11 protein-coding genes are annotated in these 15,031 nt (G+C 63.9%); 5 read left to right on the forward strand and 6 right to left on the reverse strand.

Annotated features, from left to right (window positions below):
* On the forward strand, positions 1-544 hold a 544-nt coding region (locus VGP39_RS15685), incomplete at its 5' end, for an LLM class flavin-dependent oxidoreductase (RefSeq protein WP_327569021.1).
* A 123-nt stretch (positions 545-667) separates the two neighbouring features.
* Here VGP39_RS15685 and VGP39_RS15690 read toward each other — a convergent pair.
* From VGP39_RS15690 to VGP39_RS15700, 3 genes are all read right to left on the reverse strand, one after another.
* Positions 668-1,222 (reverse strand): PAN domain-containing protein, encoded by a 555-nt coding sequence (locus VGP39_RS15690; RefSeq protein ID WP_327569022.1) that lies wholly within the window; start codon positions 1,220-1,222, stop codon positions 668-670.
* 95 nt (positions 1,223-1,317) lie between these two features.
* Entirely contained in the window at positions 1,318-2,688 is a 1,371-nt protein-coding gene (locus VGP39_RS15695; protein ID WP_327569023.1) for a glutamate--cysteine ligase, read from the reverse strand.
* A 96-nt stretch (positions 2,689-2,784) separates the two neighbouring features.
* On the reverse strand, positions 2,785-3,273 hold the full coding sequence (locus VGP39_RS15700) for a helix-turn-helix domain-containing protein (RefSeq protein WP_327569024.1): 489 nt from the start codon (positions 3,271-3,273) through the stop codon (positions 2,785-2,787).
* A gap of 129 nt (positions 3,274-3,402) precedes the next feature.
* On the opposite strand from VGP39_RS15700, the gene gstA reads away from it, so the two are divergent.
* Positions 3,403-4,020: a glutathione transferase GstA gene (gene gstA / locus VGP39_RS15705; protein ID WP_327569025.1), complete on the forward strand. Its 618-nt coding sequence runs from the start codon at positions 3,403-3,405 to the stop codon at positions 4,018-4,020.
* A 151-nt stretch (positions 4,021-4,171) separates the two neighbouring features.
* On the opposite strand, the gene VGP39_RS15710 is transcribed toward gstA, so the two are convergent.
* Positions 4,172-6,385: a 3-hydroxyacyl-CoA dehydrogenase NAD-binding domain-containing protein gene (locus VGP39_RS15710; RefSeq protein WP_327569026.1), complete on the reverse strand. Its 2,214-nt coding sequence runs from the start codon at positions 6,383-6,385 to the stop codon at positions 4,172-4,174.
* A gap of 97 nt (positions 6,386-6,482) precedes the next feature.
* Here VGP39_RS15710 and VGP39_RS15715 point away from each other — a divergent pair, with 97 nt between their 5' ends.
* Complete coding sequence (locus VGP39_RS15715; protein ID WP_327569027.1) at positions 6,483-7,253, forward strand: EAL domain-containing protein; 771 nt, start codon at positions 6,483-6,485, stop codon at positions 7,251-7,253.
* A gap of 107 nt (positions 7,254-7,360) precedes the next feature.
* On the opposite strand, the gene VGP39_RS15720 is transcribed toward VGP39_RS15715, so the two are convergent.
* Both VGP39_RS15720 and VGP39_RS15725 read right to left on the reverse strand, forming a co-directional pair.
* Positions 7,361-8,569 (reverse strand): acetyl-CoA C-acetyltransferase, encoded by a 1,209-nt coding sequence (locus tag VGP39_RS15720; protein WP_327569028.1) that lies wholly within the window; start codon positions 8,567-8,569, stop codon positions 7,361-7,363.
* 75 nt (positions 8,570-8,644) lie between these two features.
* Positions 8,645-10,435, reverse strand: coding sequence for an acyl-CoA dehydrogenase C-terminal domain-containing protein (locus VGP39_RS15725; protein ID WP_327569029.1), 1,791 nt, complete (start codon positions 10,433-10,435; stop codon positions 8,645-8,647).
* 363 nt (positions 10,436-10,798) lie between these two features.
* Between VGP39_RS15725 and VGP39_RS15730 the strand changes: the two genes are divergently transcribed.
* Positions 10,799-14,101: a hypothetical protein gene (locus tag VGP39_RS15730; RefSeq protein WP_327569030.1), complete on the forward strand. Its 3,303-nt coding sequence runs from the start codon at positions 10,799-10,801 to the stop codon at positions 14,099-14,101.
* A gap of 195 nt (positions 14,102-14,296) precedes the next feature.
* Positions 14,297-15,031, forward strand: a 735-nt coding sequence (locus tag VGP39_RS15735) for a sulfite exporter TauE/SafE family protein (RefSeq protein ID WP_327569031.1), incomplete at its 3' end; no start/stop codon positions are given.

Raw genomic sequence — 15,031 nt, forward strand, 5'->3', positions numbered from 1 at the left:
CAAGGGCTCCGACACGCTGAAGCTCGCCGGCGAACGCGGCTACATTCCGATGAGCCTCAATCTCAATCCGGCCTATGTGTCGAGCCACTGGGAATCGGTCGAGGCTGGTGCTGCCAAAACCGGCCGCAAGCCGAACCGGCAGGACTGGCGCATGGTGCGCGAGGTGTTCGTCGCCGATACCGACGAAGAAGCATGGAAGCTCTCGGTCGGCGACATGATGGGCCGCATGATGAGCGAGTATTTCCTGCCGCTGCTCGGGCATTTCGGCTTCAAGGACTATCTGAAACACACTCCCGAAGTGCCGGACAGCGACGTCACGGCGGAATACTGCGCACGGCACAACTGGATCGTCGGCTCGCCGTCAACCGTCGCCGAGAAGATCGAAAGGATCTATCACGAGGTTGGGGGATTCGGCACGTTGCTGGTGTTCGGCTTTGACTACAAGCACAGACCGGAGGCGTGGCAGAACTCGCTGCGGCTGTTGAGCGCCGAAGTGATGCCGCGGCTGAAGCATCTCAAGCCGGACCTGGTAAAGGCGGCGTAGACGAGTTCAGTAGATTCGTAGGGTGGGTTAGCGCCGAAGGCGCGTAACCCACCGGCTGCGTTTTCCACAAATCCAGATGGTGGGTTACGGCGCTTCGCGCCTAACCCACCCTACGGCTCAGTGCTACCGCACCACGCCCGAGATGAACCCCGGCTTGCGCTGCGGCGGCTTGATGTCCTTTTTCAGATAGCAGTGCGCATTCCTGCCGACATAGCCGGGCCTCGCATAGGTCCAGGCGCGGCATTTGTTATCGGCGGTGCAGGCCGCCTTGCAGGCCTCGTCGCCCTCGCTGCCTTCCAGGTCGAAATTGCGATAGTCGCCGCCGTACCGGTCGATCGACGATTCGATCGCACCAGTATGCTGCTCGACCACGCCGGCGCCGCGCACGCCGGAAACGCAGCAATTGTTCTGGGCGCGCGCCGGCACGTTGCTCTTGAGCCAGCACACCGCGCCGCCGGCGGCGTCGGTGGGATAATTGAAGCTCCAGGCGCGGCAGCGCCGGTCGCGTTCGCATACCAGCGCGCAATCGGCCGGATCGCCGGAGGGCACCGGCGAACTCGCATAATCGCCGCCGGGCCGGTCGAAATTGGCCTGCGCCCGCGCCTCGCGCGCGGCTGTGACGCTCGCGCCAATAAGGAGCGTCAGCAAACACGCCTTGAGCAGGCGGGTCTTCCACATACGTTAGTTGCTTCCGATCAGGATGTGGTTGTTACGAACCGCCATTTGACGGCCACGTTTCTGTACGCCAGATGAACGGCGTCCAACGCTCTGATCTAGAACGCGTATTCCCGATACGCCGGGTCCACCGAGCGGCGCCAGGGGCCGTGGAATTTCTCCAGCATCTCCTCGGCCGGGGTGCGGCCGGCATCGAGAATCCGGTCGAGCGGATCAAGATGCCGCGACTCGTCGCGGCCGAGATGATCGACGTGGCCTCGCCGGCGAAGGCCCGCATGCGCCAGGATCAGACACTCCTTGGCGATCTCGAACAGATAACGATCCTTGATCCGCGCCTTGAAGCCGAGCCGCGGCACGTCGTCGCGCAACGCCTGCCGTTCCTGCGCGGTCCAGCTTCGCGCGATATCCCACGCCGCGTTCAGGCTGGTGTCGTCGTACAGCAGCCCGACCCAGAACGCCGGCAGCGCCGGCAGCCGTCCCCACGGCACGCCGTCGGCGCCGCGCATTTCCAGATAGCGCTTCAGCCGCACCTCGGGGAAAATCGTCGAGAGATGGTTGGCCCAGTCCGACAGCGTCGGGCGCTCGCCCGGCAACACATTGTTCCTGCCCTCGAAGAAGGCACGGAACGAGGAGCCGGCGACGTCGATATACTGATCGCCGCGCTTGACGAAATACATCGGCACGTCCAGCGCGTAATCGACCCAGCGCTCGAATCCCATGCCGTCCTGGAACGCCCACGGAATCATGCCGGACCGCGCATTGTCGGTGTCGCGCCAGATCTCGGAGCGGAACGACAGGAAACCGTTGGGCTTGCCTTCGGTAAACGGCGAATTGGCGAATAGCGCGGTCGCCACCGGCTGCAGCGCCACCGATACCCGCAGCTTCTTGACCATGTCGGCTTCCGAGGAGAAATCGAGATTGGTCTGCACCGTGCAGGTGCGGTACATCATGTCGAGGCCGTATCGGCCGACCTTCGGCATGTAGTTGGTCATGATCCTGTAGCGGCCCTTCGGCATCATCGGAATCTGTTCGCGCGACCATGACGGCGTGAGACCAAGCCCGAGGAATCCGATGCCGAGCGGGGTAGCAATCTCGCGCACCTGCGCCAGATGCGCCATCAGCTCGGACTGGGTCTGATGCACGGTTTCCACCGGCGCGCCGGATAGTTCGAACTGCCCGCCCGGCTCCAGAGAAATCGCGCCGCCGCCGGTGACGTCGTACAGCCCGATGATGTTGCCACGCTCCATGATCGGCTCCCAGCCGAGCAGGAGCTGCATGCCCTCCAGCAGCGCGCCGATGCCGCGCACGCCTTCGTACGGCACGGGATCGTGACCTTGAAGCGTGAACGGCGTCTTCTCGTGTTCGGTGCCGATCCGGAATTCGGACGGTTGCTTTATCCCCGCTTCCAGCCACGCGACGAGCTCGTCGCGCGATTGCAGCGGCGTCATATCGATCTGGTCACGCGCCATTACTGGTTCCGGATGTGAGGCGTTTCGACCGAACGCGCGCGGTGTCGGGACGGCTGCGGACAAGGCGATCCGCGAAACCTGGAGGAAAGAACAATATCATCGCGCGGGCGCGGCGTCTCTGGCGGCCAGCGCCGGCGCCTCATCGCACGAACAGCCCAGCCGGTCGAGCAGGCCGCAGAGCTTTACCGCGTCCGCATCCGACAGTTTCGAGCCGACGTGCTTTTCGATCGCGGCGGAATAGGCGCTCCACATCTTCTTCTGCAGTTCGCGTCCTGTTTCGGTGATTTCCACGAACTGGCCGCGTTTGTCGATCTTGCATTCGCGGCGCGCCGCCAGCCCCTCGTCCACCAGCCGGTCGATCAGCCGCGAGGTCGAATATTGCGGGATCAGCATCTGCTTTTCCAGCTCCACCGGGCGCATTTCGCCCGATGGCGCGCGCGACAATTCGAGCAGCGCGTCATACCAGGCGAGCGGCGGGAACCCGGCCTTCTTCAACTCCTGCTCGACGGCATCGAGTACCCGGCTCTGGACCCGCATCAGGCGGATCCAGGCGGCGGTGGCCTCGGTCGATGGTTTGCGTTTCATGGCGTCGCCCATAGATGTCATGGATCAGTGTACCGCACTAAATGCAGCTGCATCAATGTTGACTATTTCATGCAGATGCATTTAATCGCCGGGTCCCCACTCACCAATAATCCGAGGGAAGGAAATCCGATGAAATTGTATTATTCGCCCGGCGCCTGTTCGCTGTCGCCCCACATCGCGCTGCACGAGGCCGGGCTTGCCCATGAACTGGTGCGCGTCGACCTCAAGGCCAAGAAGACCGAAAAAGGCGACGACTTCACCAAGATCAATCCGAAGGGCCAGGTTCCGGTGCTTCAGCTCGACAGTGGCGAGCTGGTCACCGAAGGCCCGGTAATCGTGCAGATGATCGCCGACAAGGCCGCGGGGAAGAATCTTGCGCCGGCGAACGGCTCGGCCGAACGCTACAAATTGCAGGAGTGGCTCAACTTCATCACCACCGAGCTGCACAAGAATTTCAGCCCGCTGTTCCAGCCGGTGATTCCGGACGACGTGAAGAACTTCTTCCGCGACCGCATCAAGGGCAAGTTCAAATACGCCGAGTCGCAGCTCGCCGGCAAAGACTACCTGATGGGCAAGCAGTTCACCGTCGCCGACGGCTATCTGTTCGTGATGCTGAAATGGGCCGAGCGCACCGGGATGGATTTGTCCGAGTTCAAGAATCTGATGGCGCTCAAGGACCGCGTCGCGGCGCGGCCGAACGTGAAGGCGGCGCTGGACATGGAAGCGCAGGCCCAGAAGGCGGCGTGAGGTTTACGTGTCCCGGGCGCGATGCGGCATTCTTCATGCCGCTTCGCTGACCCGGGACCCCGGTTCCTTCGATCCGCAAGCAACCGGGGCCCCGGCTCTGCAGCGCACCACGCCGTGAAGAACGGCGCGCTGCGTCCGGGGCACACGTGCTCTACGCCGCCGCCTTCTTCGGCGGGAAGCGGCCGTAGAAGGTCTCGCCCTTGGCCGCCATGTCCTCCAGCAGCTTCGGCGGCGTGAAGCGCGAGCCGTATTTTGCTTCCAGTTTATGGCACAGTTCGACGAACTTCTTCGTCCCCATGAAGTCGATGTAGCTCAGCGTGCCGCCGGTGAACGGCGCAAAGCCGAAGCCGAGGATCGAGCCGACGTCGGCCTCGCGCGGGTCGGTGATGACATGATCTTCCACGGTGCGCGCAGCCTCCACCGCCTGCACCACCAGGAAACGCTGCTTCATCTCCTCGATATCGAGGGTATCCGGGTCGAGATGTTTGGGTTGCAGGCCGCTCAATTCCGACCACAGGCTCTTCTGGCCCTTGCCCTTCTCCGGGTAGTCGTAAAACCCCTTGCCGTTCTTGCGGCCGAAGCGGCCTTGTTTCTCCACCATCTCGACCAGCAGTTTTTTCTGGGACTGGTCGACGGCATTGGCGCCGAGGTCGGCCTCGGTCGCCTTCATGATCTTGAGCACAAGATCGAGCGCGACTTCGTCGGACAGCGACAGCGGCCCGACCGGCATGCCGGCCATCCTCGCGGTGTTCTCGATCATCGCCGGCGGCACGCCTTCCATCAGCATTTCCAGGCCCTCGGCGGTAAAACGCAACACGCAGCGGTTGGCGAAGAAGCCGCGCGAGTCATTGACCACGATCGGCGTCTTGCCGATGGCGCGCACGTAGTCCAGCGCGGTGGCGAGCGCGACATCATTGGTGTTCTTGCCGACGATGATCTCCACCAGCATCATCTTCTCCACCGGCGAGAAGAAATGGATGCCGATGAACTTGCCCTGGTCCTTGAATTCCTCCGCCAGCGAATTGATCGGCAGCGTCGAGGTGTTGGAAGCGAAGATCGCGTCGCTCTTGAGCAGCGGCTGCGCCTTGGCGTAGGTCTCGGCCTTTACTTTTCTATCCTCGAACACCGCTTCGATCACGAGGTCGCAATCCTTCAACGCATTGTAGTCGGCGGTGGCGCTGATGCGCGACAGGATGCCGTCGCGGTCGGCTTCCTTGGCGCGGCCCTTCTTGATCAGGTCGTCGATCACCGATTTGGCGTGGCCCTTGCCCTTGTCGGCGCTCTCCTGGTCGCGGTCGATCAGCACCACGTCGATGCCCGCGCGTGCTGACACGTAACCGACGCTGGCGCCCATGAAGCCGGCGCCGATGATGCCGAGCTTTTTCACGTTGGTCGGCGGCACGTTCGGCGGCCGGCGCGCGCCCTTGTTCAGTTCCTGCATCGACAGGAACAGGCTGCGGATCATCGCCGCGGCTTCCTTGGTCTGCAGGATGTGCGCGAAGTATCGCGATTCAACGCGCAGCGCCGCATCCATCGGCAGCTGCAGGCCCTCATAGGCGCACTGCATGATCGCGCGCGCCGCCGGATAATTGTCGTAGGTCTCGCGGCGATAGATTGCATTCCCCGCCGGGAAGATCATCATGCCGTTCTTGGAAAAGACCGGACCACCCGGCAGCTTGAAACCCTTCTCGTCCCACGGCGCCACCGCCTTGCCGCCGGCCTTGATCCACGCTTTGGCGGTCTTGATCAGGTCGGCGGCAGGCACCACGGAGCCTACGATATTCTGTGCCTTGGCTTTGTCGAGATTGATCGCCTCGCCCTTCAAGAGCATCTGCATCGCATCCTGCGGCTGCAGCATGCGCGGCAGCCGCTGCGTGCCGCCGCCGCCGGGAAACAGCCCGACCTTGATTTCCGGCAGGCCGAGGCGCGTCTTTGGATTGTCCGAGGCGACGCGGTAGTGGCAGGCCAGCGTGACTTCGAAGGCGCCGCCGAGCGCGAGACCGTTGATGGCGGCGACCCACGGCTTGCCCGAAGTCTCGATCTTGCGCAGCGTCAGCGACAGTTTTCGGCTTTCATCAAACAGCATTTTTTGCGCAGCTTCCGCGCCGCGGGCTTGCAGCGCTTCGGCAAAGGTCTTGTTCATGCCTTCCAGCATCGACAGATCGGCGCCGGCGGAAAACGCTTCCTTGCCGGAGGTGATCACCACGCCCTTCACCGCGGCGTCCGCCGTGGTGTGGTCGACGATGCTGCCGAGTTCCTCGATGGTCCGGGTGTCCAGCACATTCATCGAGCGGCCCGGAATATCCCAAGTCACGAGGGCGATGCCGTCGGCGTCGGTCTCAACCTTGAAGTTCGCATAAGTCATTGGCGCGGTTCCTGTGTAATGCAGCCGTCGGAAGTTCTTTAAGAGAGGATTCAGGGTTCTGATCTACGACTTTGCCGAGCAAGTCCGGAGTATTCCCATGAGCAAAGCCTGTGCCGGTTGCCGCGACGATATCGCGCTTCCATTCGATTTCAAAATGGCGTTCCAGCCGATCGTCGACATGGCCGATGGCCGCGTCTGGGGTTATGAGGCGCTGGTTCGCGGCGCCGATGGCGGATCCGCCTTCTCGGTGCTGAGCAAGGTTTCCGACGAACTGCGCTACAAGTTCGATCAGGCCGCGCGGGTGATGGCGATTGAGACCGCCGGCCGCCTGTTTGCCGGCCGCGACCTCAGGCTTTCGATCAACTTCATGCCAAACGCGGTGTACGAGCCGATGGCGTGCATTCAGAAATCGCTCGCCGCCGCGAGGCGCGTGGACTTCCCGCACCGAAATCTGATGTTCGAATTTACCGAAAATGAAAGAATGGACGACGTGCCCCACGTTCAGCGCATCGTTGAGGCTTATCGCAAACTGGGGTTCTGGACCGCGCTCGACGATTTCGGCGCCGGCTTTGCCGGACTGGGACTGCTCGCGCGCCTGCAACCCGACCTCATCAAGATCGACATGGAGCTGCTGCGCGACATTCACCAAAGTCGCGCCAAGCAGGCGATCGTTGCGGGCGTCGTCGGAATTGCCCGTACGCTTGACATTGAAGTGCTCGCCGAAGGCGTCGAGAACGATGAAGAACTCACCGTGCTGCGCGCTGCCGGCATCTCGTTGTTCCAAGGCTATCATTTCGCGAAACCTGCGCTGATGACGTTACCGACCGTGCCCCTGCTCTCGAAGCCGATGGCGGTCCGCGCTGTGTAAAGTTTCGAGGGTGGGCAAAGGCGCGTCTTCGCGCCGTGCCCACCATCTGTTTCTCAGGCACGCTAGCGGACGCGTTCGCGTCCGCATGCTTTGCCCACCCTACGGAATCACACCCGTTCGATGATCGTGGCGGTGCCCATGCCGCCGCCGATGCACAGCGTAACCAGCGCGGTCGACTTGTTGGTGCGCTCGAGTTCGTCGAGCACGGTGCCCAGAATCATCGCGCCGGTGGCGCCAAGCGGATGGCCGAGCGCAATGGCGCCGCCGTTGACGTTGATCTTGGCGTTGTCGATGTCGAAGGCCTGGATGTAGCGTAGCACCACCGAGGCGAAGGCCTCGTTGAGTTCGAACAGGTCGATGTCGGACAGCTTCATGCCGGAACGCTCCAGCACTTTCTTCGTCACATCGACCGGACCGGTCAGCATCATCGCCGGCTCCGAACCGATATTGGCGAAGGCGCGGATTTTTGCACGCGGCTTCAGGCCCGCCTTGGCGCCGGCCTCCTTATTGCCGAGCAGCACCGCACCGGCGCCATCGACGATGCCTGACGAGTTGCCGGCGTGGTGGACGTAATTGACACGCTCGATTTCCGGATGCGACTGGATCGCCACCGCTTCGAAGCCGGCCATCTGCCCCATCACCGTGAACGATGGCTGCAACGCCGCCAGCGATTGCATGGTCGTGGTGGGACGAATGTGCTCGTCCTTGGCGAGGATGGTGAGGCCGTTGATGTCCTTCACCGGCACCACCGACTTGCTGAAGCGGCCCTCGTCCCAGGCCTTGCCGGCGCGCTGCTGGCTCTGCACCGCATAGGCATCGACGTCGTCGCGCGAAAATCCGTATTTGGTCGCGATCAGGTCGGCCGATACGCCCTGCGGCATGAAATAGGCCGGCACCGCGATCGACGGGTCCATCGGCCACGCGCCACCGGAGGCGCCGATGCCGACGCGACTCATGGATTCAGCGCCGCCGCCGATGGTCATGGCATGCTGGCCCGACATGATCTGCGCCGCGGCAAAATTCACCGCGTCGAGGCCGGATGCGCAAAAACGATTGATCTGGATGCCCGGCACGTCGTTGCCATAACCCGCGCTCAGCGCCGCCATCCGCGCGATGTCGCCGCCGGCCTCGCCCACCGGATCGACCACGCCCAGCACGACGTCGTCGATGCTGCCGGGTGCGAGGTTGTTGCGCTCCTTGAGCGCCTTCAGCGGCGCCGTCGCCAGCGCCAGCGCGGTCACCTCGTGCAGCGCGCCGTCGGGCTTGCCGCGACCGCGCGGGGTGCGGACGTGATCATAGATATATGCCTCAGGCATGACGCCCTCCTTGATATGATCATCGTAATATATAGACGATCCCGGTGAGATCGGAAGCCGGCGTGGATATTTCGATCAGAACGCTTCCGCCGGCAATTCCATGGTGGTTTCGCTTCCAGTCTGGATGCGCGCGAGGTGCAGCGAGGTTTCCGGCAGCATCCGCTCCATGAAGAAACGGCCGGTGACGAGCTTGGAGCTCAGATAGGGTGCCGTGTCGCCGCCGGCAATCTTGTCTTGTGCTGCTTTCACCATCCGCGCCCACATGTAGCCGAAGGTGACCAGCCCGAACAGTTGCATGTAATCGGTGGCGCCGGCGCCGGCATTGTCCGGCTTGGCAGGCGCATTCTGCATCAGCCACATGGTGGCCTGTTGCAGATGACCGAGCGCGGTCGAGAGCGGCGCGAGATAAGGCTTCATCGCCTCGTCGGCGGCGTGATCCTTGGCGAACGCAGCCACCTCGGCGAAGAAGCTCATCGCCGCACGGCCGCCGTTGCTCGGCAATTTGCGGCCGACCAGATCGAGCGCCTGAATGCCGTTGGCGCCTTCATAGATCATGGCGATGCGCGCATCGCGCACGAACTGCTCCATGCCCCATTCGGCGATATAGCCATGGCCGCCGAACATCTGCTGCGCCAGCACCGCATTGGAGAAGCCGACGTCGGTGAGCACGCCCTTCAGGATCGGCGTCATCAGCCCCATGTGGTCGTCGGCCTCCTGGCGGTCCTTGGCGTCGCTGGATCTGTGCGCGACATCGCTCTTCAGCGACGTCCACACCACCATCGCGCGCGCGGCCTCGTTGAAGGCGCGGATGGTCAGCAGCGTGCGCCGCACATCCGGGTGCACGATGATCGGGTCGGCCGGCTTGTCCGGGGCCTTCGGGCCCGACAGCGAACGGCCCTGCAGGCGATCTTTCGCATAGGCCACCGCGTTCTGGTAGGCGACTTCGGATTGCGCCAGCCCCTGCACCGCAACGCCGAGCCGCGCCTCGTTCATCATCACGAACATGCCCTGCATGCCCTTGTTTTCCTCGCCGATCAGCCAGCCGGTCGCGCCATCGTAATTCATGACGCAGGTCGAATTGCCGTGAATGCCCATCTTGTGTTCGATCGAGCCGCAGGTGACGCCGTTGGGCGCGCCGAGCGAGCCGTCGGCATTGACCAGCACCTTGGGCACCACGAACAGCGACACGCCCTTGATCCCGGCCGGTGCGCCCTCGATGCGGGCCAGCACCAGATGGATGATGTTTTCGGTGAGATCGTGCTCGCCGCCGGAGATGAATATCTTGGTGCCGGTGATCTTGTAGCTGCCGTCGGCCTGCTTCACCGCCTTGGTGCGCAGCAGCCCCAAATCGGTACCGCATTGCGGCTCGGTGAGATTCATGGTGCCGGTCCAGTCCCCGGCCAGCATCCGCGGCACGAACATCTTCTTCTGTTCGGGCTGGCCGTGCACCAGCAGCGCCGCCATCGCGCCCTGGGTCAGGCCGCCATACATCGAAAACGCCATATTGGCCGACATCTGGAATTCATTGAGGGTCTGCGTCAGGGTGGTCGGCAGGCCCTGCCCGCCGTATTCGGCAGGCATGGATAGACCGAGCCAGCCGCCTTCGCCGAGTTGCTTGTAGGCCGCCTTAAAACCCTTCGGAGTCGTGACACGGCCATCGTCGTGGCGGGTGCAGCCTTCGAGATCGCCGATGCGATTGAGCGGCTGCAGCACTTTCTCGGTGAACTTGGCGGCTTCCGCCAGAATCGCTTCCCGCACGTCGGCGGGGGCATCGCTGAAGCCGGGAAGATTATTGTACCGGTCGATCTGAAACACGTCGTTGAAGAGAAAACTGAGGTCTTCCAGAGGGGCTTTGTAACTCGGCATGGGCGTCTTCTCCGGCAACGCTTTCAGGGAAGGCTTGGGGCCGCTTCGTTTAGGCAAATTTTTGCAACGCAGCAATCGGTCTGCTGCAAAAAAGACGTTAGACGGAACCTGGGCCTGAAGGGGAGCCAAACCGACCAAATGCGACGACTGGCGACCGCCGGCATCTGCCCCCGTTTGAATTTGGTCCGGACGCCAGGTTTTTAGGCTCCTCCGCCTCACTCCTTAACCCGTTGTTTACCGTAACACGAAAAAGTCGATGTCGGAGGCAGACCACCTGCGCTGAATCCGATTGTCTCTGCAATGGGACGCGCGGGGAAGCTGCCGGCGCAGGGGTACGCGCCAGACTCGGAACCGGACGAGAGCATGAATTCGCGCGTATCGTGGAGTGCAGAGGGCATCGATCCATCGGTCCGAGAGCGGGCCGAGGCCGCGGCGCGCCGCGCCGGCATGTCGCTCAACGACTGGCTCAATTCCACCATCGGCGCTTCCGCCGCTCCGGACTTACGCGTCCCGCAGGATCAGCCTCGCACACCGCTGCCGAGCCAGGACGCCAAAGAGGTCGCCGACATTCATCAACGGCTCGACTCCATCACCCGCCAGATCGAACAGATTTCGAAACCGGCGCCGCGCAACGACGCCCCGCGGAACGAGCCCGGCGTCGCCAGGCAGTTGAATGACGCCATTTCACGGCTCGACGCGCGGCTGTCGCAGATCTCCAATCCCGCCCCGGTGAAACAGGGGCAACGTCAGGACACCCAACGCCAGGCTGAAGCGGTCGAGCGCGCCGCGGCCCAGGTTTACCGTCCGTCGCCGCCGCTCAACCCGGGCACGCTCGACTTTGCAATCGCAGAAATCGCTGCGCGCCAGAGCGAACTTGACAATTCCGCACCCAGGCCGATGCCGCCGCGCAGCGCGCCGCCACTCGCGCCGGCGATGACACCGCCGGCGCCGTCCGGTCCGGATTTCTCGGGGCTCGAAAAGCATCTGCTCAAGATCACCAGCCAGATCGAAGCATTGCAGCGTCCCGACACTATCGAGCAGTCGATCGCCGGGTTCCGCAGCGAATTGAACGAAATCCGCCACGCCATCACCGAGGCGATGCCGCGCCGCGCGATCGAATCGATCGAGAATGAAATCCGTTCGCTGTCGCGCCGCATCGACGATTCCAGGCAGAGCGGGATCGATGACCAGGTTCTGGCCAATATCGAACGCGCGCTGAACGAAATTCACCAAACGCTGCGCTCGATGACGCCCGCGGAACAGCTTGCCGGTTACGACGACGCGATCCGCAATCTCAGCGCCAAGCTCGACCTGATCGTCCGTAGCAGCGACGAACCCGGCACGATCCGTCAGCTCGAAGACGCCATCGCGGCACTTCGCTCGATCGTCTCCAACGTCGCATCGACCGACGCCCTGACCCGGCTCAGCGAGGACGTCCACACGCTGTCAGCCAAAGTCGACCAGTTCGCCCGGTCCGAAGGCCGCGGTGATTCGTTCGCGGTGCTGGAACAGCGCATCGCGGCACTGACATCATCGCTGGAAAGCCGCGAACGGCCTGTGGTCAACGACAATTCCGAGCATATCGAAGGCGCCCTGCGGGCGCTGATGGACCGCCTCGACCATATGCAGGTCGGCAATGACAGCGGGTCCGCCTTCGCCCATCTCGAACAGCGCGTGTCGTATCTGCTGGAACGGCTCGAAGCCTCGTCGGATCACCGTTCCGGCAATCTCGGTCGGGTCGAAGAAGGCCTGCAGGACGTGCTGCGCCATCTCGAAACCCAGCACGCCCACATTACCGCGCTCGCCGACAACGGCACAAACGCCGCCGCGCCGTCCGCCATGCAGATGGACAGCGGCCTGGCCGATCTGATCAAGCGCGAATTGTCCGACATGCAATTCCGCCAGAGCGAAACCGGTCGTCAGACCCAGGACGCGCTCGAAGTCGTACACAACACGCTCGGCCACGTGGTCGACCGCCTCGCCATGATCGAAGGCGATCTGCGCGCGGTCCGTTCCGCTCCGGTGCCGCCGCCGGCGCCCGTACCGGCGCCGCAGCCTGTCCCGGCGCCGCGCGCGGCGACGCCGCCGCAACCCGCCTCGCCGCCGCCACGGCCGGAATTGCCGAATCCGGTTGCGCCACAGCCACATTTTGCCGCGGCACCGCGGGAATTCCACGCCGCCGAGCCGCTTGCCGCGCCGGCGATCGCCACGCCGAGGGCGATCAGCGAAATCCTCGAGCCGCAGGCCGCGCCGCTTCCGCGCGCCGCGATCGAACCCGATCTGCCGCCGGACCATCCGCTGGAGCCGGGAACGCGGCCGCTCGGCCGCGCCGCTTCGCCGTCGGAGCGCATTGCCGCTTCGGAACACGCGATCAGCGAGATTTCGCCGGGCGCCCGCGAGCAGGCCAGCACATCGAGCTTCATTGCCGCCGCCCGCCGCGCCGCGCAGGCCGCCGCCGCTCAGCCCGGCAAGGACAGCAAGACCAGGCGCGCCGCCGCGCCCAAGGATCCGGCCGGCGATGCGGCCAAAGGCTCTTCGACCATCACCTCCAAGATTCGCTCGCTGCTGGTCGGCGCGAGCGTGGTGGTGATCGTGCTCGGCACCTTCAAGATGGCGATGACACTGCTGGACAGCGGCACTCCGCCGTCGATGCCGGCGTCCGAAAACGCCAGCGAGGCGCCGCCCACGGCGCTGCCGCCCGTCGAAAGCGCCAAGCCCGCGCCGGCAATGCCTTCGATGACATCGCCGACCCCGATCGGCCGGCAATCGATGAATGCAGCCGCGCCGGCGGCCTCCGACAGCACCGCGTCGGTGGTGATCCCGCAGGCCGCGGCGCCGGTAACCGCCCCGATAGCCGCGACCGACATCACCGGCACGATCCCGCAAGTCAGCGCCAATCCGGCGCCGGCCAATCGCAAGCTCTCGCTCATCCAGATTCCGCCGGAAGAAAAATTGCCCGACGGAATCGGCGGGCCGGTGCTGCGCAGCGCTGCGCTGAAGGGCGATCCTTCGGCTGCCTATGAGATCGGCGTCCGCTACGCCGAAGGCAAAGGCGTGCCCGCGAACTACGATGAAGCTGCGAAATGGTACGACCGCGCGGCGCAGGCCGGCTTGGTGCCGGCGATCTTCCGGCTCGGGACCCTCTATGAAAAGGGTCTCAGCGTGAAGAAGGACATCGACATCGCACGCCGCTATTACCTGCAGGCGGCCGAGCGCGGCAACGCCAAGGCGATGCACAATCTCGCCGTGCTCGATGCCGATGGCGGCGGCAAGGGCGCCAACTACAAGAGCGCGTCGCAATGGTTCCGCAAGGCGGCCGACCGCGGCGTCGCCGACAGCCAGTTCAACCTCGGCATCCTCTACGCGCGCGGCATCGGCGTCGAACAGAACCTCGCCGAATCCTTCAAATGGTTCAGCCTCGCCGCCGCCCAAGGCGACGCCGACTCGGTGCGCAAACGCGATGACGTCGCAAAACGGCTCGACGCCCAGTCGCTGGCCGCCGCCAAACTCGCGATCCAGACCTTCACCCCCGAAGGCCAGCCCGACGACGCCGTCAATACGGCAAGCCCCGCCGGCGGCTGGGATGCTGCGCCGACGCAGGCTAGCTCAGCGAAGCCTGCACCGGCCCCAGCGAAGCCCGCCCTGACCAAGCGCGCCGCCCGTTAATCTGAATTATTCACCACCGCTCGAATAACGCGGCGGGCCGCGGCCAAAAATCCGCACTTGGCGGATTCTTTAATCCCTCAAGCCGGCGATTTCGGTTATGCAGAGGCGCGGCAAGTGATCCGCGCCGCTTGTCAAAAAACCACGCCAGGAGCGGTTTCGGCCAGCTTCAGGGCTAAAAATCCGAAGCGAACGCGCGTGCAGCTTTACCTCCCGATCGCCGATATTCCAGTCAATGTGTTCCTCATCCTGGCGATGGGCGCCGCGGTCGGATTCGTGTCGGGGATGTTCGGGATCGGCGGCGGATTTTTGATGACGCCGCTGTTGATTTTTGTCGGCATCGCGCCCGCGGTCGCGGTCGCCTCGGTTGCCAGCCACATCGCGGCCTCGTCGTTTTCCGGCGCGCTGTCCTATTGGCGCAAGCGCGCCATCGATCCGGCATTGGCGGGGGTGCTGCTCGGCGGCGGCATCATCGGCACGGCACTCGGTGTGTGGATGTTTACGCAACTGCGCGCGCTCGGCCAGCTCGATCTCATGATCGCGCTGTCTTACGTCGTGCTGCTCTCGACCGTCGGCGGGCTGATGTTCTGGGAGGGCTTGCGCGCGATCCTGCGCGCGCGGCGCGGCGTGGTGGTGCCGTTGCGGCGCTCCGGCAGCCATGGCTGGATCCACGGGCTGCCGCTGAAGATGCGGTTCAAGCGCTCCAAAATCTACCTGTCCGTGATTCCGATTGTCATGGTCGGTCTGGTGATCGGCTTCATCGGCGCGGTGATGGGCATCGGCGGCGGCTTCATCCTGATCCCGATCATGATCTACCTGCTGCGGGTGCCGACCTCCACCGTGATCGGCACCTCCATGGTGCTGACGCTGGTCACCATGGTGATCGCCACCATGCTGCACGCCGTCACCAACCATCTGGTCGACGCGGTGCTG

The sequence above is a fragment of the Bradyrhizobium sp. genome (assembly GCF_036009065.1).
Lineage (GTDB): Bacteria > Pseudomonadota > Alphaproteobacteria > Rhizobiales > Xanthobacteraceae > Bradyrhizobium.